Source organism: Bradyrhizobium commune (assembly GCF_015624505.1).
GTDB classification, from domain to species: Bacteria; Pseudomonadota; Alphaproteobacteria; order Rhizobiales; family Xanthobacteraceae; genus Bradyrhizobium; species Bradyrhizobium commune.
Genome location: NZ_CP061379.1, coordinates 3,056,362 through 3,077,709, shown reverse-complemented (window position 1 = coordinate 3,077,709; position 21,348 = coordinate 3,056,362). Strand labels below are relative to the sequence as shown.

Below are 21,348 nucleotides of genomic sequence, written 5' to 3'. Positions count from 1 at the left end.
GTCAGCGTCTCACTGCCGGAACGGGAAATTGAAAGCGGTCAACAAGGCCCTCGCCTCTTCGTCGGTCTTCGCCGTGGTGCAGACGGTGATGTCCATACCGCGGGCTTCCGTGACCTTGTCGAAGTCGATCTCGGGGAAAATGATATGCTCCTTGATGCCGAGCGAGTAGTTGCCGCGGCCGTCAAAGCTCTTCGGGTTCAGGCCGCGGAAGTCGCGGACGCGCGGCAGCGCGACCGTCACCAGACGATCGATGAACTCGTACATGCGGGCCTTGCGCAGCGTGACCTTGCAGCCGATCGGCTGGTTCTCACGCAGCTTGAAGGTCGCAATTGCAATACGCGAATAGGTCACGATCGCCTTCTGACCGGCGATCTGGGTCAGTTCGGCGGCGGCGGTCTCGGCCTTCTTGCGGTCGTTGACGGAATCGCCAACGCCCATGTTCAGCACGACCTTGTCCAGGCGCGGAACCTGCATGACGTTCTCATAACCGAACTTCTCGGTCATCGCCGTGCGGATCTTCGCATCGTATTCCGCGCGCAGGCGCGGGGTGTAAGCGGTCTCAGCCATCGATCTCAGCTCCCGAGCTCTTGGCGATGCGAACCTTCTTGCCGTCCGCCAGAATCTTGAATCCGACGCGCGTCGGCTTTCCGTCCTTGCCGACATAGGCGACGTTGGACAGTTGGATCGGCGACTCTTTCGAGATGATGCCGCCTTCCTGGGCCTGCGTCTGCTTCTGGTGACGCTTGACCATGTTGATGCCGCGCACCAGCGCCGTGCCGGCGTCGGGGCGCACTTCGAACACCTCGCCGGTGCGACCCTTGTCGCGGCCGGTCAGCACGACGACCTTGTCGCCCTTGCGGATCTTCGCGGCCATCACAGCACCTCCGGCGCGAGCGAAATGATCTTCATGTGGTTCTTGGCGCGCAGCTCGCGCGGCACGGGCCCGAAGATACGGGTGCCGACCGGCTCGGCCTGGTTGTTGATCAGGACGGCGGCGTTGCGGTCGAAGCGGATGACCGAACCGTCGGCGCGGCGGATGTCCTTGCGGACCCGCACCACGACGGCCTTCATCACGTCGCCCTTCTTCACCTTGCCACGCGGAATCGCTTCCTTGATCGAGACGACGATGATGTCGCCGATCGTGGCGTAGCGGCGCTTGGAGCCTCCGAGCACCTTGATACACATGACACGGCGTGCGCCAGAATTATCGGCCACGTCGAGGTTGGTCTGCATCTGAATCATTGATGCACCTCGTCCTCTTTCTCTTTGCGCCAGCCTAGCCGGCGCTCAACATTTCCCTGAAGTCAGTCGGCCAAGGCCAACAGATCAGGCGCTTTTCTTGTGTTCGCCCCGGATCACGATCCAGCACTTCAACTTCGAAATCGGCTTCGATTCCTCGATCCACACCATGTCGCCCGGCTTGAACTCGTTGTTCTCGTCGTGTGCGTGGTAGTTCTTCGAACGGCGGATCGTCTTCTTGTAGATCGGGTGCGTGAAGCGGCGATCGACGCGCACCACGACGGTCTTGGCAGTCTTGTCGCTGACGACCACGCCTTGCAGAGTACGTTTCGGCATATTCGTAAGCCCCTTACTTCTCTTTCGCGCGCTTCTGCGCGGCGATGGTCTTGATGCGGGCGATGTCGCGGCGAGCCTCGCGCAGGCGCGAGGTGTTCTCGAGCTGCCCGGTGGCGCGCTGGAAGCGCAGGTTGAAGCGCTCCTTCTTCAGGTTGAGGACGGCGTCGTCCTGCTGGTCGGGGCTCATCGCGCGGATGTCTTCGATCTTCATCTGTGCCATGGCCATTACTCCGCAATGCGCTCGACGAAGCGCGTCTTGATCGGCAGCTTGGCGGCCGCCAGCGTCAGCGCTTCACGCGCCGTCTGGGTGTTGACGCCGTCGATCTCGAACAGCACCCGGCCCGGCTTGACGCGCGCGACCCACAATTCCGGCGAACCCTTGCCGGAGCCCATGCGGACTTCGGCCGGCTTCTTCGACACCGGAACGTCGGGGAACACGCGGATCCAGACGCGGCCGGCGCGCTTCATGTGGCGGGTCAGCGCACGGCGGGCGGCCTCGATCTGGCGCGCGGTGACGCGCTCAGGCTCGGTCGCCTTCAGCCCGAACTGGCCGAACGCCAACGTCGCGCCCGAAGTCGCAACGCCGTGAATGCGGCCCTTATGCGCCTTCCGGAACTTCGTTTTCTTAGGTTGCATCATGGCTGTAAGCCCTCAAATTCTCTGTGCTGGCGTCAGGCCGCGTCACGGCGCTGACGGCCGCCGCGATCACCACCGCCGCCGGTCTCGCCTTCGGCCATTCTCTTGTCCTGGGCCATCGGATCGTGCTCGAGGATCTCGCCCTTGAAGATCCAGACCTTGACGCCGCAGGTGCCGAAGGTCGTGAACGCGGTCGCGACGCCGTAGTCGATGTCGGCGCGCAGCGTGTGCAGCGGCACGCGACCTTCGCGATACCACTCCATGCGCGCGATTTCCGCACCGCCCAGACGACCCGAGCAGTTGATGCGGATGCCTTCCGCGCCGAGACGCATCGCCGACTGCACGGCGCGCTTCATGGCGCGGCGGAACGCCACGCGGCGCTCGAGCTGCTGCGCGATCGACTCGGCCACCAGCGTCGCATCGAGCTCCGGCTTGCGGATCTCGACGATGTTGATGACGACGTCGGACGAAGTGATGTCCGCGACCTTCTTGCGCAGCTTGTCGATGTCGGCGCCCTTCTTGCCGATCACCACGCCCGGACGAGCCGAGTGGATGGTGACGCGGCACTTCTTGTGCGGACGCTCGATCACGATGCGGGCGACGGCCGCCTGCTTGAGCTCCTTGTGCAGGATCTCGCGGATCTTGACGTCCTCGTGCAACAGCTTGCCGTATTCCTGCTTGCCGGCGAACCAGCGGGAATCCCAGGTCCGGTTGATGCCGAGACGCAGACCGATCGGATTGATCTTTTGACCCATCGTTTTCTCCTGCGACCCTTAAGCCGCTGCTGCTTCGGCTTCGACCTGACGAACAATGATCGTCAGCTGCGAAAATGGTTTGTAGACACGGCCCGAGCGACCACGGCCGCGGGCGGCAAAGCGCTTCATCACGAGGCCGTTGCCGACGAAGGCCTGCGCCACGACGAGATCGTCGACGTCGAGGTCGTGGTTGTTCTCGGCGTTTGCGATAGCCGATTCCAGGCACTTCTTCACGTCGATCGCGATCCGCTTGCGCGAAAACTGCAGGTCGGCGAGCGCAGCAGCCGCTTTCCGGCCGCGAATGAGCTGGGCGACCAGGTTGAGCTTCTGCGGGCTCACCCGCAGCATCCGGGCGACCGCCTTGGCCTCGTTCTCGGCGAGGCTCCGTTCGCGCTTAGGTTTGCTCATCGTTTAATCCTCAAGCCTTCTTGGCTTTCTTGTCGCCGGAGTGGCCATGGAAGGTCCGGGTCGGCGAGAACTCGCCGAACTTGTGACCGACCATTTCCTCGTTGACGGCCACCGGCACGTGCTTCTGACCGTTGTAGACGCCGAAGGTCAGGCCGACGAACTGCGGCAGGATCGTCGAGCGACGGCTCCAGATCTTGATGACGTCGTGACGGCCGGACGCGCGCGCGGCATCTGCCTTCTTGAGCAGAGAACCCTCGACGAACGGGCCTTTCCAGACTGAACGAACCATGTCCGGCGTTCCTTACTTCTTCCGCTTGTGGCGGCTTAGGAGAATGAATTTGTTGGTCGACTTGTTGGTGCGGGTCTTCTTGCCCTTGGTCGGCTTGCCCCACGGAGTAACCGGGTGGCGACCGCCCGAGGTACGACCTTCACCACCGCCGTGCGGATGGTCGATCGGGTTCATCGAGACGCCCCGGTTGTGCGGCTTACGGCCCAACCAGCGATTGCGGCCGGCCTTGCCGATCGAGGTGTTCATGTGGTCCGGATTCGACACCGCACCGATCGTGCCGCGGCAACGGCCGTGGACCAGGCGCTGCTCGCCCGAGTTCAGGCGGATGATGACGTAATCCTGGTCGCGACCGACCAGCTGGGCATAGGTGCCGGCGGAACGGGCGAGCTGACCGCCCTTCCCGATCTTGACCTCGATGTTGTGGATGATCGTGCCGACCGGCATGTTGCCGAGCGGCATGACGTTGCCTGGCTTCACGTCGACATAGTTGCCGGCGACGATAGTGTCACCCACGGCCAGGCGCTGAGGCGCCAGGATGTAGGCCTGCTCGCCGTCCTGATACTTGATCAGGGCGATGAAGCCGGTGCGGTTCGGATCGTATTCCAGCCGCTCGACGGTCGCGGGAACGTCGACCTTCTCACGCTTGAAGTCGACGGTGCGCAGCGTCCTCTTGTGACCACCACCGCGGAAGCGGACGGTGATGCGACCGGTGTTGTTGCGACCACCGGAAGAGTGCTTGCCTTCGGTGAGCGCCTTGACCGGCTTGCCCTTGTAGAGCGCCGAACGATCGACCATGACCAGCTGGCGCTGGCCCGGCGTCGTAGGATTGAATGTCTTCAGTGCCATCGTCGTACGACCTTACAGACCGGTGGTGACGTCGATCCGGTGGCCCTCTTCGAGGGTCACGATCGCGCGCTTGGTGTTCGACTGCGAGCCGAGATTGCCGCGGAAGATCTTGGTCTTGCCCTTGCGGACCAGCGTGTTGACGCTCTTGACCTTGACGTCGAACAGCTTCTCGATCGCTTCCTTGATCTGCGGCTTGGTCGCCTTCGCGGCCACCTTGAACAGGACCTTGTTGTGCTCGGACGCCAGCGTCGCCTTTTCGGTGACGACCGGAGCGACGATCACGTCGTAATGGCGAGCCTCGATGTTCTTCGTCATTTGAAGCGCGCCTCCAGCGCATCGATGGCGGCCTTGGTCAGAACGAGTTTCTGACGGCGCAGAATGTCATAAACGTTGATGCCCTGGATCGGCAGCACGTCCATGTTCGGGATGTTGCGGGCCGCAGCGGCGAAGCCGTTGTTGAGCTCGGCACCGTCGATGATCAGCGCGTTCGTCAGGCCCAGGCCCGAGAAGTGGCCGAGCAGCGCCTTGGTCTTGGCGGCTTCCAGCGCGGCCTTGTCGATCACCAGCAGATCGCCGTCCTTGGCCTTGGCCGACAGCGCATGCTTGAGGGCGAGCGCGCGGACCTTCTTCGGCAGGTCGGTGGCGTGCGAACGCACCACCGGCCCGAAGGCACGGCCACCGCCACGGAACTGCGGCACGCGGGCCGAGCCGTGACGAGCGCCGCCGGTGCCCTTCTGCTTGTACATCTTCTTGCCGGTGCGCCAGATCTCGGCGCGGCCCTTGGCCTTGTGCGTGCCGGCTTGGCGCTTGTTGAGCTGCCACTGCACACAGCGCGCGATGATGTCTTCGCGCGGCTCGAGGCCGAAAATGGCGTCGGACAGCTGGACGGAGCCGGCTTCCTTACCTTCGAGGGTCGTGACCTTCAATTCCATCTCACGCCTCCTGCGCGGCCGGGGCGGCTTCCGCGTCGCCAGCAACCTTGAACTTGCCGGGCTTCGGAGCTTCCTTCGGCAGCGGCTTCTTGACGGCGTCGCGCACGCGGATCCAGCCGCCCTTGGAGCCGGGAACGGCGCCTTCGACGAGGATCAGGCCGCGCTCGACATCGGTCTGGACGACGCGAAGGTTGAGCGTGGTGATGCGATCGACACCCATGTGGCCGGGCATCTTCTTGTTCTTCCAGGTCTTGCCGGGGTCCTGACGACCACCGGTCGAACCGATCGAACGATGCGAGATCGACACACCGTGCGTGGCGCGCAGACCGCCGAAATTCCAGCGCTTCATACCGCCGGCAAAGCCCTTACCGACCGAGGTACCGGTGACGTCGACGAACTGGCCGACGACGAAATGGTCGGCGAGGATCTCGGCGCCCACGGGGATCATGGCATCCGCAGTGACGCGGAACTCCTCGACCTGCCGCTTCGGCTCGACCTTGGCGACCGCGAACTGGCCGCGCTCGGCCTTGGGCATGTAAACGGTCTTGCGGCTGCCAGAACCAAGCTGGAGCGCGACGTAACCGTTCTTCTCTTCGGTGCGGTGGCCTACGACCTGGCAATTGCCGAGCTTCAGCACGGTCACGGGGATATGTTCGCCGGCCTCTGTAAAGACCCGCGTCATCCCGACCTTTTGTGCGATCACTCCGGAGCGCATCGGCTTGCTTCCTGTTCTTTCTGTCCTTGCGGACTAGCTAATCTTTGTGAGCATGACCCGGTCCGAAAACCGGTGCCCACTTTCGGGGTCATGCTCAGAGCTTGATCTCGACATCGACACCGGCGGCGAGGTCGAGCTTCATCAAAGCATCGACGGTCTGCGGGGTCGGATCGACGATGTCGAGCAGGCGCTTGTGAGTGCGCATCTCGAACTGCTCGCGGCTCTTCTTGTCGACGTGCGGCGAACGGTTCACGGTGAACTTCTCGATGCGGGTGGGCAGCGGAATGGGTCCGCGAACCTGCGCACCGGTGCGCTTCGCCGTGTTCACGATCTCGCGGGTCGACGTATCGAGGATACGATGGTCGAACGCCTTGAGACGGATACGAATGTTTTGGCCGTTCATTGCCGTTCTTTCTTTAGTGAGTGGCGAGTAGCGAGTAGCGAATGGATTTCCCTATTCGCCACTCACCATTCCCTATTCGCTTGATTACTCGATGATCGAGGCGACGACGCCGGCGCCGACGGTACGGCCGCCTTCGCGGATCGCGAAGCGGAGCTTCTCTTCCATCGCGATCGGCACGATCAGGTGCACTTCCATCGCGATGTTGTCGCCCGGCATCACCATCTCGGTGCCTTCCGGCAGGTGCACGACACCGGTCACGTCGGTGGTGCGGAAGTAGAACTGCGGACGGTAGTTGGTGAAGAACGGGGTGTGGCGACCGCCCTCTTCCTTGGTGAGGATGTAGGCCTCAGCCTTGAACTTGGTGTGCGGCTTGACCGAACCCGGCTTGCACAGCACCTGGCCGCGCTCGACGTCTTCGCGCTTGGTACCACGGAGCAGCGCACCGATGTTGTCGCCGGCCTGGCCCTGATCGAGCAGCTTGCGGAACATTTCGACGCCGGTGACGGTGGTCTTCTGGGTCGCACGGAGACCGACGATCTCGATTTCCTCGCCGACCTTGACGATGCCACGCTCGACACGGCCGGTGACGACGGTGCCGCGGCCCGAGATCGAGAACACGTCTTCAACCGGCATCAGGAACGGCTGGTCGATCGGACGCTCCGGCTGCGGGATATACTCGTCGACGTTCTGCATCAGCTCGAGGATGGCGTCGTGGCCGAGCTTCTTGTCGGAATCTTCGAGGGCGGCGAGCGCCGAGCCCTTGATGATCGGGATCTTGTCGCCCGGAAAGTCGTACTTCGAGAGCAGCTCGCGGACTTCGAGCTCGACGAGCTCGAGCAGTTCCGGATCGTCGACCATGTCGCACTTGTTGAGGAACACGACGAGCGCGGGCACACCGACCTGGCGGGCGAGCAGGATGTGCTCGCGGGTCTGCGGCATCGGGCCGTCAGCGGCCGACACGACCAGGATCGCGCCATCCATCTGGGCGGCGCCGGTGATCATGTTCTTCACGTAGTCGGCGTGGCCGGGGCAGTCGACGTGGGCGTAGTGGCGGTTCTTGGTCTCATACTCGACGTGTGCGGTCGAGATGGTGATGCCGCGCGCCTTCTCTTCCGGCGCCTTGTCGATCTGGTCGTACGCCGTGAACGTCGCACCACCGGTTTCAGCGAGGATCTTGGTGATCGCCGCGGTCAGCGACGTCTTGCCATGGTCGACGTGACCGATGGTGCCGATGTTGCAGTGGGGCTTGTTACGTTCAAACTTTGCTTTGGCCATTTGACTCTCCGTTCAATCGTCAGTTCGAGACCGACGACAATCAGGCAAACTTCTTCTGGACTTCTGCCGACACGTTTGCCGGCGCTTCTGCGTAGTGGTCGAACTGCATGGTGAAGGTCGCGCGACCCTGGCTCATCGAGCGCAGATTGTTCACGTAACCGAACATGTTCATGAGCGGCACCATCGCGTTGATGACGTTGGCGTTGCCGCGCATGTCCTGACCCTGGATCTGACCGCGCCGGGAATTCAGGTCGCCGATGACCGAGCCGGTATAGTCTTCCGGGGTCACCACTTCGACCTTCATGATCGGCTCGAGCAGGACAGACTTGCCCTTCTGCAGCGCTTCGCGGAAAGCCGCGCGCGACGCGATTTCGAAGGCGAGCGCCGACGAGTCGACGTCGTGATACTTGCCGTCGACGAGCTGAACCTTGACGTCGACCACGGGGAAGCCCGCGACCACGCCAGAGCTCATCACGCTGTTCAGGCCCTTTTCGACGCCGGGGATGTACTCCTTCGGCACCGCGCCGCCGACGATCTTCGATTCGAATTCGTAGCCCTTGCCGGGCTCGTTCGGCTCGACGACGATCGACACTTCGGCGAACTGACCGGTACCGCCGGTCTGCTTCTTGTGGGTGTACTTGACTTCGGCCTTCTTGGTGACACGCTCACGGAACGCAACCTGCGGCGCGCCGATGTTGGCGTCGACCTTGTAGGTGCGCCTGAGAATGTCGACCTTGATGTCGAGATGGAGCTCGCCCATTCCCTTGAGGATGGTCTGGCCGGACTCCTGGTCGGTCGACACGCGGAAGGACGGATCCTCCGCAGCGAGCTTCGCCAGCGCCACGCCCAGCTTTTCCTGGTCGGCCTTGGACTTCGGCTCGATCGCGATCTCGATGACCGGCTCGGGGAATTCCATCTTTTCCAGGATCACCTGCTTGTCGGGATCGCACAGCGTGTCACCGGTGCGCGCTTCCTTCAGGCCGGCCAGCGCGACGATGTCGCCGGCATAGGCTTCCTTGATGTCCTCGCGGTTGTTCGCATGCATCAGCAGCATGCGCCCGATCCGCTCCTTCTTCTCACGGGTCGAGTTCACGACGCCGGTGCCACTCTGGAGAACGCCGGAGTAGATGCGGCAGAAGGTGATGGTGCCGACGAACGGGTCGTCCATGATCTTGAACGCGAGCAGCGCGAGCGGCTCCTTGTCATCGGCCTTGCGCACGACCTCGTTGCCGCGGTCGTCGGTGCCCTTGATCGCAGGCACGTCGATCGGCGACGGCAGATAGTCGACGACGGCGTCGAGCAGCGGCTGCACACCCTTGTTCTTGAAGGCCGAGCCGCACAGCACGGGATAGAAGGCGCCGGTCAGCACCGCTTTGCGGATCAGACGCTTCAGCGTGGCTTCGTCCGGCTCGTTGCCGTCAAGGAAAGCGGCCAATGCGTCATCATCGAGCTCGACGGCGGCTTCCACCATCTTCTCGCGGTATTCCTTGGCCTGCTCGACCAGATCTTCCGGAATGTCGACATAGTCGAACTTCGCGCCGAGCGATTCATCGTTCCAGACGATGCCCTTCATCTTCACGAGGTCGACGAGACCCTTGAAGTTGTTCTCGGCGCCGATCGGAAGCTGGATCGCGATCGGCTTGGCGCCGAGGCGGTCGACGATGTCGGACAGGCACTTGAAGAAGTCGGCGCCGGTCTTGTCCATCTTGTTGGCGAAGACGATGCGCGGAACCTTGTACTTGTCGCCCTGGCGCCAGACGGTCTCGGTCTGGGGCTCGACGCCCTGGTTCGAGTCGAGCACGCAGACGGCGCCGTCGAGCACGCGCAGCGAACGCTCGACTTCGATGGTGAAGTCGACGTGACCGGGGGTGTCGATGATGTTCAGGCGCTTGCCGGCCCAGAACGCGGTGGTGGCAGCCGAGGTGATCGTGATGCCACGCTCCTGCTCCTGCTCCATCCAGTCCATCGTCGCGGCACCTTCGTGCACTTCGCCGATCTTGTGGCTCTTGCCGGTGTAATAGAGGATGCGCTCGGTCGTCGTCGTCTTGCCGGCGTCGATATGCGCCATGATACCGAAGTTACGGTAGTCTTCGATGGCATGTTGGCGGGGCATGGGGTGTTCCTTGCGAGTCCGTTTGTTTCGCCGTTACCAGCGATAGTGCGAGAAGGCGCGGTTGGCTTCCGCCATCCGGTGCACGTCTTCACGCTTCTTGACGGCGTTCCCCCGGTTATTCGATGCGTCCAAGAGCTCCGCCGAGAGCCGCTCGGTCATCGTCTTCTCGTTGCGCTCGCGCGCTGCCGAAATCAGCCAGCGGATGCCGAGCGCCTGACGGCGGGTCGAACGAACCTCGACCGGGACCTGGTAGGTCGCGCCGCCGACACGGCGGGAGCGCACCTCGATGGTCGGCATGACGTTCTCGAGTGCCTGCTCGAACACGCCGAGCGGGCTCTGCTTGGTCTTGGATTCGATCAGACCAAACGCACCGTAGACGATGCCTTCGGCGACCGACTTCTTGCCGGCGTACATCACCGAGTTCATGAACTTCGTGACGATGATGTTCCCGAACTTCGGATCGGGAAGGACTTCGCGCTTTTCCGCTGAGTGGCGACGAGACATTGAGCTGGTTCCCGCTTACTTCGGACGCTTCGCGCCGTACTTCGAACGACGCTGCTTACGGTTCTTGACGCCCTGGGTATCCAGAACGCCGCGGAGGATGTGGTAGCGCACGCCAGGCAAGTCCTTGACGCGGCCGCCGCGGATCATGACCACCGAGTGCTCCTGGAGGTTATGGCCCTCACCCGGGATGTAGCCGATCACCTCGAAGCCGTTGGTCAGGCGCACCTTGGCAACCTTACGAAGCGCCGAGTTCGGCTTCTTCGGGGTCGTGGTGTAGACGCGCGTGCAAACGCCGCGCTTCTGCGGCGACTGTTGCAGCGCCGGCACCTTCTTGCGCGACTTCTGCACTTCACGCGGTTGAGCGATCAGCTGGTTGATCGTCGGCATCCTGGCCTTACCCTTTGTTCTATCGCGGCCCCTTCCGGGCCCGCTGTCTTGCCGCGGCCCGTTGCCGGGACCGCAAATTCTATTCGGACGACCCATCCGATGAGGCCGCCTCGCACGGAACAATCCGCACAAAGCGAAATCGCGCCAACCGCTCCATCACTGAGCGGAAAGCGCTTCGACGCACAGAGGACCACAGTCTTTGGGCCAATCAGCGAAAAACGCCGTCAGCCCGCATACCGAGGTCATGCATCCGAGTTCGATCTCAAGAGAACTTGCTCAAGAGAACTAAAATCGCCTGGCATTGCCTAGCTATAATCGACAGCGTTTGAGCGGCATTCGTCGAGGTTGGTGCCCGTCTCTGCGACCCCTGAAAGGGTCAAAACGGGTGGCCCGTTCCGACGTTGGCGATGCTCACCGCCTGTCGTTAAGTGAGGCGCTTTCTATAAGTGAGAATCGATCAAGTCAAGGCGAAACGACAGTCACAAAGCGCTTCTAGTGCCTGCCGAAATCGCCTCTTGGCCGCCCTCACCGCGCCTCGCCCATATGGGAACGAGGCCCCGGTTCCGCCAGCCCTAAACCAATTTATACCCGGGAGAAATATACTTTTATAACTCCCGCTAAGGCTTTTTTTCCTCTTGATGCGGCAATCTGCCACCTTCGGCAGAGACAAGCGCCATGCGGTACACCGACATTGCCATTATCGGCGGCGGACTGTCCGGCTCAACCGCCGCCGCGATGCTCGGCCGCGCCGGCATTTCGGCGATTCTGATCGATCCGCACGCAACCTATCCGGCCGATTTTCGCGTCGAAAAGATCAGCGGCCACGGGCAGGTCGAGCGATTCGAGCGAACTGGGGTAGCCGACCCGGTGCTGCGCCGCGCGACCTTTGCCGGCGAGAACTGGATCGCGCGCTTCGGCCGTCTCCTCGACAAGGCGCCGAGCCGCCAGTTCAACATCCTCTACGATTGCCTGGTCAACGCGATCCGCGACGAGATTCCCGAGACTGTCGAACGCATCTGGGCCAAGGCGGTGTCGATCGAGACCAGCCCGGAGCGGCAGCGGATCACGATCTCCAACGAAGGGACCGTATCCGCCCGCCTGGTCGTGCTCGCCAATGGATTGAATGTCGGCCTGCGCCACCAGCTCGGCATCACCCGCAACGTCATCAGCGCCTGCCATTCGATCTCGGTCGGGTTCGATATCGTGCCGGCGGGGCGAGCCTCATTCGATTTCCCCGCGCTGACCTATTTCTCGGAGCGGCCGAGCGACCGCATCCCCTACATCACGCTGTTTCCGATCGGTACGCGGATGCGTGCCAATCTGTTTGTCTATCGCAGCTTCGACGATCCCTGGCTGCGCGAACTGCGCCGCGCGCCCAGCGAGACATTGCACGCCGCGCTGCCGCGACTGAAGCGCATCACCGGCCCGTTCGACATCGCAGGCGAGATGAAGATCCGCCCCGTCGATCTCTATGTGAATGATGCCAGCCATCAGAATGGCCTGGTGCTGGTCGGTGACGCCTTTTCGACCTCCTGCCCTGTCGCCGGCACAGGTTGCGACAAGGTCTTCACCGACGTCGAGCGGCTCTGCAACGTCTACATCCCGCAATGGCTGGCGTCCGACGGGATGGATGCAGGCAAGATCGCAGCCTTCTACGCCGATCCGGTCAAGCGGGCCTGCGACGAATGGTCAGCCGCGAAGGCGTTCCACTTCCGCTCTGTATCGGTCGCCACCAACCCGTACTGGACGGCGCAGCGCTGGGCCCGCTTCCTGGCTTGGTCAGCCCAGGGATTGTTGCGGCGGCTTGGAGGAGCGTTCCATCTGGAGCCGAATTTCCTCGGTCACTCCTCCTCGTCGTCCTCGTCCTCATCATCCTCGAGGTCTTCCTCGTCGTCATCGTCGCTGTCGTCGTCGGCCTGAGCCACCGCGCCATGCGGCTGGTGGATCTGGTCGTTCCACAGCTTGCGATAGCTACCGTTCCTGGCGAGCAGCTCGGCATGCGAGCCGCGCTCGATCGCCCTGCCCCCCGAGATCACGATGATCTCGTCCATCTCGACCACCGAGGTCAGGCGATGGGTCGACCAGATCATGGTGCGGCCCTTCGCGACCTTGAGCAGCGTGCGGTTGATCGCGGCCTCCGTGGTCTGGTCCAGCGCCGAGGTGGCTTCGTCGAGCAGCAGCACGGAGGGATTACGGATGACCGCGCGCGCGATCGCGATGCGCTGGCGTTGGCCGCCCGACAACGTATCGCCGCGCTCGCCGACCGGCGTGTCGTAGCGCTGCGGCAGGCTCATGATGTAGCGGTGGATCTCGGCCTTCCTGGCCGCCTCCTCCACCTCCTCGTCGGTCGCGCCCTCCTTGCCGAGCCGGATGTTCTCGCGGATCGACATGTTGAACAGCATGTTCTCCTGGAACACGACCGCCATGCTCCGGCGCAGCGAATCCAGCGTCACCTTGCGCACGTCGACACCGTCGATCGTGACGCGCCCTTCGTCCGGCACGTAGAGCCGCAGGATCAGGTTGAGCAGCGTGCTCTTGCCGGAGCCCGACGGGCCGACGATGGCGATGCTCTTGCCGACATTGAGCTTGAGGCTGAGATTGTCCAGCACCGGCGTCTGGCTGCCGTCGTACTGGAACGTGACATGATCGAAGGTGATGTCGTGGGTGATGCGCGGCAGATCGGGCGCGCCGGGGCGGTCGGCGCCGCGCGTGGGCTCGTCGAGGAGCTCTTGGATGTGACGGATCGCGGCAGCCGAGGAGATCGACACCGGGATGAAGTGCATCACATGGGCGATGTTGTAGGAGACCTCCCAGAACGCGCTCTCGAAGGTGACGAAAGTACCGATGGTGATCTGGCCCTTGGTAGCCAGATAAGCGCCGATCGCCAGCACCACGAGGTGCAGCAGCAGCACAGAGATGGTGACGGTCCGCTCCACCATGGTCGACAGGAACGCGGCTGCGGCAATCCTGTTACGCGTCTCGTCGTTGCGGAAGGTAAAGAAGCCGAACATCTTGCGCTGCAGGCTGAACGCCTTGATGACGGCCTGCGCCGCCACGTTCTCCTGCACCATGCCGAGCAGCGCGCTCTCGTTGAGCTTCTGCTCGTAATTGGCCTGGACCGCCTTCGGCGTCAGGATGCGGGGGCCGATCAGCGTAATCGGGAACACCAGAAGTGCAACGACCGCGAGCTGCCAGTTCAAAAACACCATCAGGATGATGCCGGCAATCAATTCCAGAAACGGCAACGCGGCGCTGTTGACGAATGTCTTGACCGAACCTTCGAAGGCCGAAAGATCGACCGAGAAGCGCGACAGGATCTCGCCGCGCTTGGTGCGGCCGAAATAGGCCGCCGGCAGGTCCTGGACGTGCTCGAACAACCGCTTGCGGACGTCTGAGATGATGCAGGCGGCCAACCGCGCGTCCCAGCGCTCGTACCAGACAGCGACGATCGAGGTGAAGATGCCGGCGACCGCGAGCACGCCGAGAATCTTGTAGAGCGCCTGAAAATCTTCCTCGCCGAGCGCGTCGTCGATGAGGAATTTCAGGCTGAGCGGCATGATGACGTTGAACAGCGTCTCGACCGTCACGCCGAACGCGACGTACGACAATGTCCGCTTGTAGTTGGCGAGATAGGGATTGACGAAACCCCAGATGGTCGCGAGCGCGCCGGCGGCTTCGCGGGCGGTAAAGACGACGAGGTCCTCGTCCTCATCGTCGTCGTCGAGTTCAAGCTCGTCGTCCTGGTCTTCGTCCTCGTCGTCCTCTGCCAGCTCGGGCTTCTCGCCGGAGACGAGCTTGTCTTCGAGCTCGGCCGCCTCTTGCACAGCGAGCTTCTGTTTGTCGGGAGAGAGAGGCCTGGACGCCATGAAACCAACCGATGCTGACGGCCGGCATGACCGCAGAGAAAGCAGGGAAATAGCGGCACACCGCTACTGCCCCCGAGTCTATGCGATCACGATGACTTCGGCAAAACAATTGGCGAAGTCACCCGATCCTTAAAGCTAGTCGTCGTCTTCGTCGTCGACCTTGTCGAAGAAGGAATAACGCAAGGAGTCGGCGTCCGCGTACCACTGGCCGGGGCCCTTGTTGGCGGCGAGCGTCGCTTCCCAAAGCGCATCGGTGCAATCGTTGCGGTGCATCGCGAGATCGAAGCCGTTGCCGAAGAACAGCTCCGACCATTCCCACCAGGTGCCGAGCTTCTTCACGCCGCGCAGCAAGTCGTAGCGGTCGATCAGCGCCGGCGCCATGTCAGAGGTGATCGAGCCGAACATGAGGCCGGTCTTGACCACGCGGTTCAGCTCCTTGATGGCGCGGACCACCTGCTTCGGGGAAACATGGCAGAGGCTCGTCTCGAACACGAAGTCGAACGCGCCGTCCTTGAACGGCATGTCCAGGATCGATCCGAGCTTGTTGTACTTCTTCAGCGCTTTCGGCGTCTTGGCATGGATGGCGCGGTTGTTCTCGATGCCCCAGGCATCGATGCCGCGCTCGCGCAGCGCACCGACCAGCTCGCCGCTGGCCGAGCCCGCGACCAGGAGCTTGGCGCCCTTCGCCTTGCCCCAGACGATGCCGATCAGCTTGGCCAGATAGTCGGGATCGGTGAAGTGCTGCCACGCCTCGCCATAGGGACCGAGGCCGCGATAGTTCTCGAAATAGTCGCGGTCGATCTTGTCGGAGACCGGCTTGCCGCCCTGCACGCGCTCGCGGCGCAGGCGCATCATCTCGGTCAGGATGATATCGGTCGCGGCATCGGAGGAGTCGAGCAGGCCGTTCAGCGTCGAATCGAACAGATAGTCGCCGACCAGCACGATGCCGGGGTGCTCCTTCGGCTCGGGCCGGTGGTTGGTCATGACGTCGCGCACCGGCACGCCGCCCGGGATTGCGTTCACCGACGACAGCCAGCGGTGGATCTTGCCTTCCATGAAATGCGCGCGCGCATCGCCGAGCGAAGCCGGCAGCGATTTCAGCGCGGCGTCGAACAGCTCCTGATCCGACAGATTGGCGAAAGCGAGCGCGTCGGAGCCGGGAATCAGCCAGTTCAACACGCCGTGCTTGCCGACATCGTGGCGCGCGCCCTCGTTGTAGACGCAGCAGCCGCCGAAGGCTTCCGACATAAACCAGGCGCCGGAAATCTTGTCGCCCCAGAACGGGGTGTCGAACAGGATCGAGACGCGCAGGTAATGCGCGGGACGATCGAAATACGACACATGCTTGACCATCGACTTGCGGAGCTGCTCGCCCTCCCACCCCATGGTGGCGAGCCAGGAATGCGGCAGGCAGACCAGCACGAGGTCGAAGTCGCGCGTCTCCGGTCCCTTGCCGTTCATCATCTTGAGCTGATAGCGGCCGGTCTCAGCCTTGCCGACGGTGAGCACGCGGTGATTGAGCTGAATGTCGGCATTGACCTCCGACTGGAGGCACTCGACGATCTGCTCGTTGCCGTTCTGGATGGAGTAGAGGCCGATATAGCCGTCGACGTCCATCAGGTAATTTTTCAGCGCGTTGAGGCCGTTGGTGTTGTGGCTCTCGGTCGCGATGTCGGAGCGCGCCATCACCTTGAAGAAGCGCTTGGCGGTCTCGTCCTCGACCTCTTCGTCGAGCACCTGCTCGGCGGTCTTGTAGGCCCAGGGGTTCTCATTGTCGTGCGCGCCGACGCCTTCGTAATATTCGATCGGCGTCATCTTCTCGGCGCAGCGCGTGCGAAACGACTCGATCGCGGCCGCGGTCATGGCGCCGTATTTGCGGCGCATGCCGGCGACGTCGTTGAGCAGCTCGCCGCCGAACTGCACCTGCTCCGCATCCATCGGAATGGTCTGCAAGCCGAAATGCTGGATCAGCTCGCGTAGCGGGTCGGGCCCGGTCATCGAGTAGTCGTAGATCTCGGCGACGCCGGCTTCATACATCGCCGGCGCGGAATCGAATTTGCGCGTGACGATCTTGCCGCCGAGCCGGTCGGAGGCTTCGAAAATGGTGATGCGGCAGAGGTCGCCGAGCTTACGCTTCAGATACCAGGCGCTCATCAGCCCGCCGGGGCCGCCGCCTACGATTGCGAGATCAAGCATTTGAGTTCCGTGGTCTCCGGCCCTGCCCCCGTCACGGGACCACCGGTCTAAGCTCCCCTACCAGAAGCGCTTTTCAGACTGAAGGGAAGATGAACAAAGGTTGGTCCCGCACCGCAGCAACCAAACAAAGCAGCAAAAAGGCCGGCTTCCGCCGGCCTTTTGTCTTTCCTCGGTAGTCTTACGGATGAGGCATCATTCCGCGGGCGGCAGCGCCATCGGCTCCGCTTCCGGCGCCGGCGGCACGACCGAGGCCTGCTTCTCGCGCTCGTCGAGGATCATCTTGTCGCGCTTCACGGCGACTTCGCGGATCTTGGCCATGGAGGCGCCGGTGCCCGCCGGGATCAGCCGGCCGACGATGACGTTCTCCTTCAGGCCTTCGAGCGGATCGACCTTGCCGTTGACCGCCGCTTCCGTGAGGACGCGGGTGGTCTCCTGGAACGAGGCCGCCGAGAAGAAGGAGCGAGTCTGGAGGCTCGCCTTGGTGATGCCGAGCAGAACCGGCGTCCCCGTGGCGGGCTTCTTGCCCTCTTCCTTGGCCTTCTCGTTGAGCGCGTCGAACTCGATCTTGTCGACCTGCTCGCCGGAGATCATGTCCGTGTCGCCCTGGTCGGTGATTTCCACCTTCTGGAGCATCTGACGGACAATCACCTCGATGTGCTTGTCGTTGATGAGCACGCCCTGGAGCCGGTAGACCTCCTGAATCTCGTTGACCAGATAGGCCGCGAGTTCCTCGATGCCCTTGACCGCCAGGATGTCGTGCGGCGCCGGGTTGCCTTCCACGATGAAGTCGCCCTTTTCGACGACGTCGCCGTCCTGAAGGTGGATGTGCTTGCCCTTCGGGATCAGGTACTCGCGCGGCTCGTCGGTCTTGTCCATCGGCTCGATCGAGATGCGACGCTTGTTCTTGTAATCGCGCCCGAACCGGATGGTGCCCGCGATTTCGGCGATGATCGCCGCATCCTTCGGACGCCGTGCCTCGAACAGTTCCGCCACCCGCGGCAGACCGCCGGTGATGTCACGCGTCTTGGCGCTTTCGGTCGAGACACGGGCGAGGATGTCGCCCGGCTGGACCTTGGCTCCGATGTCGACCGACAGAATGCCGTCGACCGACAGCATGTAGCGGGCATCGCCGCCCCGGGCGAGCTTGAGCACCTTGCCGTCCTTGCCCTTGACCACGATGGCCGGACGCAGGTCCGAGCCGCCGCGGGTCGAGCGCCAGTCGATGACCACGCGCTTGGCGATACCGGTGGCCTCGTCCAGCGTTTCCGAGATCGACTGCCCTTCGACCAGATCCTCGAAGCCGATGGTTCCTTCGACCTCGGTGAGAAGCGGACGGGTGTAGGGATCCCACTCGACGATGCGCTGGCCACGCTTGACCATGTCGCCTTCGTCGACGTGCAGGCGCGCGCCGTACTGGATACGGTGCGTCGCACGCTCGGTGCCGTCGGCATCGACGATCGCCACCACCATGTTGCGCACCATCGCGACCAGATGACCTTCGCTGTTGCGGGCGATGGCCTTGTTCCTGATAACGATCTTGCCGTCGAAATTGGCTTCGACGAAAGACTGCTCGTTGAGCTGCGCCGCACCGCCGATGTGGAAGGTGCGCATGGTGAGCTGGGTGCCCGGCTCGCCGATCGACTGCGCCGCGATGACGCCGACGGCTTCACCGTGGTTGACCGGCGTGCCGCGAGCGAGATCGCGGCCGTAGCACTTGCCGCAAATGCCGTTGACGAGCTCGCAGGTCAGCGCCGAGCGGATCTTCACCTCCTGCACACCACCCTGATGGATGGCGTCCAGATGGCTCTCCTCCATCAGCGTGTCGCGCTTGATGATCACCTTGCCGGAGCTGTCACGGATGTCTTCGCAGGCCGTGCGTCCGAGGATGCGCGAACCGAGCGAAGCCACCACGGTGCCGGCATCGACGATGGCGCGCATCTTGATGCCGAGCTTGGTGCCGCAGTCGCTCTGCGTGATGATGCAATCCTGCGCGACGTCGACCAGACGACGGGTCAGGTAGCCGGAGTTCGCGGTCTTCAACGCGGTGTCCGCGAGACCCTTGCGGGCGCCGTGGGTCGAGTTGAAGTACTCGAGAACCGAGAGGCCTTCCTTGAAGTTCGAGATGATCGGCGTCTCGATGATCTCGCCCGACGGCTTGGCCATCAGGCCGCGCATGCCGGCGAGCTGGCGCATCTGGGCCGGCGAACCGCGGGCACCGGAGTGAGCCATCATGTAGATCGAGTTGATGTCGGCATCGGCTCCACTCGCCGTCTTCTTGGTGGAGGAGATCTCCTTCATCATCGCCTTGGCGATTTCTTCCGTGGCCTTCGACCAGGCGTCGACGACCTTGTTGTACTTCTCGCCATGGGTGATCAGGCCGTCGTTATACTGCTGCTCGAAATCCTTCGCCAGCGTACGGGTGGTGTCGACGATCTTCCACTTGCTGTGCGGCACGACCATGTCGTCCTTGCCGAACGAGATGCCGGCCTTGAACGCGTTGTAGAAGCCGAGCGCCATGATGCGGTCGCAGAAGATCACAGTCTCCTTCTGGCCGCAGTGACGGTAGACCTGGTCGATGACACCCGAGATCTCGCGCTTGGTCATCAGCTTGTTGATGATCTCGTACGAGATCCGCGGGTTTCGCGGCAGCAGATTGCCGAGCATGACGCGGCCGGCGGTGGTCTCGATCCAGCGCTTGGAGATCTTGCCGGTCTCGTCCATGCCTTCCCACCGATACTTGATCTTGGTGTGAAGGTGGATGACCTTCGCGTGCAGGGCGTGCTCGAGCTCGGCCATGTCGCCGAACAGCTTGCCCTCGCCGGGCAGGCCTTCGCGCATGATCGAGACGTAGTAGAGACCGAGCACGATGTCCTGCGACGGCACGATGATCGGCTGGCCGTTCGCCGGATGCAGGATGTTGTTGGTCGACATCATCAGCACGCGCGCTTCCAGCTGCGCTTCGAGCGACAGCGGAACGTGCACGGCCATCTGGTCGCCGTCGAAGTCGGCGTTGAACGCGGAGCAGACCAGCGGGTGAAGCTGGATCGCCTTGCCCTCGATCAGCACCGGCTCGAACGCCTGGATGCCCAGGCGATGCAGCGTCGGCGCGCGGTTGAGCAGCACCGGATGCTCGCGGATGACCTCGTCCAGGATGTCCCAGACCTCGGGCCGTTCCTTCTCGACCAGCTTCTTCGCCTGCTTCACGGTGGTGGACAGGCCCTTGGCGTCAAGCCGCGAATAGATGAACGGCTTGAACAGCTCCAGCGCCATCTTCTTCGGCAGGCCGCACTGATGCAGGCGCAGCTCGGGACCGACCACGATCACCGAACGGCCCGAATAGTCGACGCGCTTGCCGAGCAGGTTCTGACGGAACCGGCCCTGCTTGCCCTTGAGCATGTCGGCGAGCGACTTCAGCGGACGCTTGTTGGCACCCGTGATGACGCGGCCGCGGCGGCCATTGTCGAACAGCGCATCCACCGCCTCCTGAAGCATGCGCTTCTCGTTGCGGATGATGATGTCCGGCGCGCGCAGCTCCATCAGCCGCTTCAAGCGGTTGTTGCGGTTAATGACGCGGCGATACAGGTCGTTGAGGTCCGACGTCGCGAAGCGGCCGCCGTCCAGCGGCACCAGCGGACGCAGGTCCGGCGGGATCACCGGCACGACGGTCAGGATCATCCATTCCGGCTTGTTGCCGGAGTGACGGAACGCCTCGACGATCTTCAGGCGCTTGGCGAGCTTCTTGTGCTTGATGTCGGAGTCGGTCTCCTGCATCTCGACGCGCAAGGAGGCCTCGAGCTTCTCGAGGTCCATGCCCTTGAGCAGCTCGCGGATCGCTTCCGCGCCGATCATGGCGGTGAAGGAATCCTGGCCGTACTCGTCCTGCGCCTTCAGATACTCGTCTTCCGACAGCAGCTGACGGTCCTTCAGCGCGGTGAGGCCCGGCTCAAGCACGACGTAATATTCGAAGTAGAGGATCCGCTCGAGATCCTTCAGCGTCATGTCGAGCAGAAGGCCGATGCGCGACGGCAGCGACTTCAGGAACCAGATGTGGGCAACGGGCGCCGCGAGCTCGATATGGCCCATGCGCTCGCGCCGGACGCGCGACAGCGTGACCTCGACCGAGCACTTCTCGCAGATAATGCCCTTGTACTTCATGCGCTTGTACTTGCCGCACAAGCACTCGTAATCCTTGATCGGCCCGAAGATGCGCGCGCAGAACAGGCCGTCGCGCTCGGGCTTGAAGGTACGGTAGTTGATGGTCTCCGGCTTCTTGATCTCGCCGTAGGACCAGGACAGAATCTTCTCTGGAGACGCGATCGAGATCCGGATCTGGTCGAAGACCTGAGCCGGCGTCGTCGGGTTGAAGAGATTCATAATTTCTTGGTTCATCGTCTTCTCCTCGCGTGCCGGTCGCCTCCGGCCGCAAATTCGAAAATCACTAAGCGGGG

At 62.9% G+C, this 21,348-nt stretch carries 22 protein-coding genes; 1 reads left to right on the top strand and 21 read right to left on the bottom strand.

The window, feature by feature from the left end:
• Positions 1 to 9 precede the first annotated feature (9 nt).
• The 18 genes from rplE to rpsL form a co-directional block, all read right to left on the bottom strand.
• Positions 10 to 567, bottom strand: coding sequence for a 50S ribosomal protein L5 (gene rplE, locus IC761_RS14590; RefSeq protein ID WP_128958540.1), 558 nt, complete (start codon positions 565 to 567; stop codon positions 10 to 12).
• The gene (rplX, locus tag IC761_RS14585; protein WP_195803902.1) at positions 560 to 874 is read right to left on the bottom strand and encodes a 50S ribosomal protein L24; all 315 of its coding nucleotides are present in this window, start codon (positions 872 to 874) and stop codon (positions 560 to 562) included. The genes rplE and rplX overlap by 8 nt, the downstream gene beginning before the upstream one ends.
• Complete coding sequence (rplN, locus tag IC761_RS14580) at positions 874 to 1,242, bottom strand: 50S ribosomal protein L14 (protein WP_008549246.1); 369 nt, start codon at positions 1,240 to 1,242, stop codon at positions 874 to 876. The genes rplX and rplN overlap by 1 nt, the downstream gene beginning before the upstream one ends.
• An 84-nt stretch (positions 1,243 to 1,326) precedes the next feature.
• Positions 1,327 to 1,575, bottom strand: coding sequence for a 30S ribosomal protein S17 (rpsQ, locus tag IC761_RS14575; protein WP_195803901.1), 249 nt, complete (start codon positions 1,573 to 1,575; stop codon positions 1,327 to 1,329).
• Between the two features lie 13 nt (positions 1,576 to 1,588).
• Positions 1,589 to 1,795, bottom strand: a complete 207-nt coding sequence (gene rpmC / locus IC761_RS14570; protein ID WP_195803900.1) for a 50S ribosomal protein L29 — start codon at positions 1,793 to 1,795, stop codon at positions 1,589 to 1,591.
• A 5-nt stretch (positions 1,796 to 1,800) separates the two neighbouring features.
• On the bottom strand, positions 1,801 to 2,214 hold the full coding sequence (gene rplP, locus IC761_RS14565; RefSeq protein ID WP_027535296.1) for a 50S ribosomal protein L16: 414 nt from the start codon (positions 2,212 to 2,214) through the stop codon (positions 1,801 to 1,803).
• A gap of 32 nt (positions 2,215 to 2,246) precedes the next feature.
• Positions 2,247 to 2,966, bottom strand: coding sequence for a 30S ribosomal protein S3 (gene rpsC / locus IC761_RS14560; RefSeq protein ID WP_027535295.1), 720 nt, complete (start codon positions 2,964 to 2,966; stop codon positions 2,247 to 2,249).
• A gap of 18 nt (positions 2,967 to 2,984) precedes the next feature.
• The gene (gene rplV, locus IC761_RS14555) at positions 2,985 to 3,374 is read right to left on the bottom strand and encodes a 50S ribosomal protein L22 (protein ID WP_195803899.1); all 390 of its coding nucleotides are present in this window, start codon (positions 3,372 to 3,374) and stop codon (positions 2,985 to 2,987) included.
• A gap of 10 nt (positions 3,375 to 3,384) precedes the next feature.
• Entirely contained in the window at positions 3,385 to 3,663 is a 279-nt protein-coding gene (gene rpsS / locus IC761_RS14550) for a 30S ribosomal protein S19 (protein ID WP_008136357.1), read from the bottom strand.
• A 12-nt stretch (positions 3,664 to 3,675) separates the two neighbouring features.
• The gene (rplB, locus tag IC761_RS14545) at positions 3,676 to 4,509 is read right to left on the bottom strand and encodes a 50S ribosomal protein L2 (RefSeq protein ID WP_195803898.1); all 834 of its coding nucleotides are present in this window, start codon (positions 4,507 to 4,509) and stop codon (positions 3,676 to 3,678) included.
• Positions 4,510 to 4,521: 12 nt separating this feature from the next.
• Positions 4,522 to 4,824: a 50S ribosomal protein L23 gene (locus IC761_RS14540; RefSeq protein WP_195803897.1), complete on the bottom strand. Its 303-nt coding sequence runs from the start codon at positions 4,822 to 4,824 to the stop codon at positions 4,522 to 4,524.
• Positions 4,821 to 5,441 (bottom strand): 50S ribosomal protein L4, encoded by a 621-nt coding sequence (rplD, locus tag IC761_RS14535; RefSeq protein ID WP_195803896.1) that lies wholly within the window; start codon positions 5,439 to 5,441, stop codon positions 4,821 to 4,823. The genes IC761_RS14540 and rplD overlap by 4 nt, the downstream gene beginning before the upstream one ends.
• A gap of 1 nt (position 5,442) precedes the next feature.
• The gene (gene rplC / locus IC761_RS14530; RefSeq protein WP_195803895.1) at positions 5,443 to 6,156 is read right to left on the bottom strand and encodes a 50S ribosomal protein L3; all 714 of its coding nucleotides are present in this window, start codon (positions 6,154 to 6,156) and stop codon (positions 5,443 to 5,445) included.
• A gap of 94 nt (positions 6,157 to 6,250) precedes the next feature.
• A complete protein-coding gene (rpsJ, locus tag IC761_RS14525) occupies positions 6,251 to 6,559 on the bottom strand; it encodes a 30S ribosomal protein S10 (protein WP_002712302.1) in 309 nt (102 codons plus the stop codon).
• 84 nt (positions 6,560 to 6,643) lie between these two features.
• Positions 6,644 to 7,834 (bottom strand): elongation factor Tu, encoded by a 1,191-nt coding sequence (gene tuf, locus IC761_RS14520; protein WP_195803894.1) that lies wholly within the window; start codon positions 7,832 to 7,834, stop codon positions 6,644 to 6,646.
• A 40-nt stretch (positions 7,835 to 7,874) separates the two neighbouring features.
• On the bottom strand, positions 7,875 to 9,947 hold the full coding sequence (gene fusA / locus IC761_RS14515) for an elongation factor G (RefSeq protein ID WP_195803893.1): 2,073 nt from the start codon (positions 9,945 to 9,947) through the stop codon (positions 7,875 to 7,877).
• Between the two features lie 33 nt (positions 9,948 to 9,980).
• Complete coding sequence (gene rpsG / locus IC761_RS14510; protein WP_195803892.1) at positions 9,981 to 10,451, bottom strand: 30S ribosomal protein S7; 471 nt, start codon at positions 10,449 to 10,451, stop codon at positions 9,981 to 9,983.
• 15 nt (positions 10,452 to 10,466) lie between these two features.
• The gene (rpsL, locus tag IC761_RS14505) at positions 10,467 to 10,838 is read right to left on the bottom strand and encodes a 30S ribosomal protein S12 (protein ID WP_007603006.1); all 372 of its coding nucleotides are present in this window, start codon (positions 10,836 to 10,838) and stop codon (positions 10,467 to 10,469) included.
• Between the two features lie 675 nt (positions 10,839 to 11,513).
• Between rpsL and IC761_RS14500 the strand changes: the two genes are divergently transcribed.
• Positions 11,514 to 12,758 (top strand): FAD-dependent oxidoreductase, encoded by a 1,245-nt coding sequence (locus tag IC761_RS14500; RefSeq protein WP_195803891.1) that lies wholly within the window; start codon positions 11,514 to 11,516, stop codon positions 12,756 to 12,758.
• Here IC761_RS14500 and IC761_RS14495 read toward each other — a convergent pair.
• The 3 genes from IC761_RS14495 to rpoC all read right to left on the bottom strand — a co-directional run bounded on the left by IC761_RS14495 (position 12,680) and on the right by rpoC (position 21,289).
• Positions 12,680 to 14,704, bottom strand: coding sequence for an ABC transporter ATP-binding protein (locus IC761_RS14495; protein WP_195803890.1), 2,025 nt, complete (start codon positions 14,702 to 14,704; stop codon positions 12,680 to 12,682). The genes IC761_RS14500 and IC761_RS14495 overlap by 79 nt on opposite strands.
• 135 nt (positions 14,705 to 14,839) lie before the next feature.
• Positions 14,840 to 16,900 (bottom strand): FAD-dependent oxidoreductase, encoded by a 2,061-nt coding sequence (locus IC761_RS14490; protein WP_195803889.1) that lies wholly within the window; start codon positions 16,898 to 16,900, stop codon positions 14,840 to 14,842.
• 192 nt (positions 16,901 to 17,092) lie between these two features.
• The gene (rpoC, locus tag IC761_RS14485) at positions 17,093 to 21,289 is read right to left on the bottom strand and encodes a DNA-directed RNA polymerase subunit beta' (protein WP_195803888.1); all 4,197 of its coding nucleotides are present in this window, start codon (positions 21,287 to 21,289) and stop codon (positions 17,093 to 17,095) included.
• Positions 21,290 to 21,348: the final 59 nt, after the last annotated feature.

What these genes read in the sequence shown, in the direction of transcription:
- rplE (WP_128958540.1), bottom strand. Translation starts at nt 567, where the DNA reads ATGGCTGAGACCGCTTACACCCCGCGCCTGCGCGCGGAATACGATGCG.
- rplX (WP_195803902.1), bottom strand. Translation starts at nt 874, where the DNA reads ATGGCCGCGAAGATCCGCAAGGGCGACAAGGTCGTCGTGCTGACCGGC.
- rplN (WP_008549246.1), bottom strand. Translation starts at nt 1,242, where the DNA reads ATGATTCAGATGCAGACCAACCTCGACGTGGCCGATAATTCTGGCGCA.
- rpsQ (WP_195803901.1), bottom strand. Translation starts at nt 1,575, where the DNA reads ATGCCGAAACGTACTCTGCAAGGCGTGGTCGTCAGCGACAAGACTGCC.
- rpmC (WP_195803900.1), bottom strand. Translation starts at nt 1,795, where the DNA reads ATGGCACAGATGAAGATCGAAGACATCCGCGCGATGAGCCCCGACCAG.
- rplP (WP_027535296.1), bottom strand. Translation starts at nt 2,214, where the DNA reads ATGATGCAACCTAAGAAAACGAAGTTCCGGAAGGCGCATAAGGGCCGC.
- rpsC (WP_027535295.1), bottom strand. Translation starts at nt 2,966, where the DNA reads ATGGGTCAAAAGATCAATCCGATCGGTCTGCGTCTCGGCATCAACCGG.
- rplV (WP_195803899.1), bottom strand. Translation starts at nt 3,374, where the DNA reads ATGAGCAAACCTAAGCGCGAACGGAGCCTCGCCGAGAACGAGGCCAAG.
- rpsS (WP_008136357.1), bottom strand. Translation starts at nt 3,663, where the DNA reads ATGGTTCGTTCAGTCTGGAAAGGCCCGTTCGTCGAGGGTTCTCTGCTC.
- rplB (WP_195803898.1), bottom strand. Translation starts at nt 4,509, where the DNA reads ATGGCACTGAAGACATTCAATCCTACGACGCCGGGCCAGCGCCAGCTG.
- IC761_RS14540 (WP_195803897.1), bottom strand. Translation starts at nt 4,824, where the DNA reads ATGACGAAGAACATCGAGGCTCGCCATTACGACGTGATCGTCGCTCCG.
- rplD (WP_195803896.1), bottom strand. Translation starts at nt 5,441, where the DNA reads ATGGAATTGAAGGTCACGACCCTCGAAGGTAAGGAAGCCGGCTCCGTC.
- rplC (WP_195803895.1), bottom strand. Translation starts at nt 6,156, where the DNA reads ATGCGCTCCGGAGTGATCGCACAAAAGGTCGGGATGACGCGGGTCTTT.
- rpsJ (WP_002712302.1), bottom strand. Translation starts at nt 6,559, where the DNA reads ATGAACGGCCAAAACATTCGTATCCGTCTCAAGGCGTTCGACCATCGT.
- tuf (WP_195803894.1), bottom strand. Translation starts at nt 7,834, where the DNA reads ATGGCCAAAGCAAAGTTTGAACGTAACAAGCCCCACTGCAACATCGGC.
- fusA (WP_195803893.1), bottom strand. Translation starts at nt 9,947, where the DNA reads ATGCCCCGCCAACATGCCATCGAAGACTACCGTAACTTCGGTATCATG.
- rpsG (WP_195803892.1), bottom strand. Translation starts at nt 10,451, where the DNA reads ATGTCTCGTCGCCACTCAGCGGAAAAGCGCGAAGTCCTTCCCGATCCG.
- rpsL (WP_007603006.1), bottom strand. Translation starts at nt 10,838, where the DNA reads ATGCCGACGATCAACCAGCTGATCGCTCAACCGCGTGAAGTGCAGAAG.
- IC761_RS14500 (WP_195803891.1), top strand. Translation starts at nt 11,514, where the DNA reads ATGCGGTACACCGACATTGCCATTATCGGCGGCGGACTGTCCGGCTCA.
- IC761_RS14495 (WP_195803890.1), bottom strand. Translation starts at nt 14,704, where the DNA reads ATGGCGTCCAGGCCTCTCTCTCCCGACAAACAGAAGCTCGCTGTGCAA.
- IC761_RS14490 (WP_195803889.1), bottom strand. Translation starts at nt 16,900, where the DNA reads ATGCTTGATCTCGCAATCGTAGGCGGCGGCCCCGGCGGGCTGATGAGC.
- rpoC (WP_195803888.1), bottom strand. Translation starts at nt 21,289, where the DNA reads ATGAACCAAGAAATTATGAATCTCTTCAACCCGACGACGCCGGCTCAG.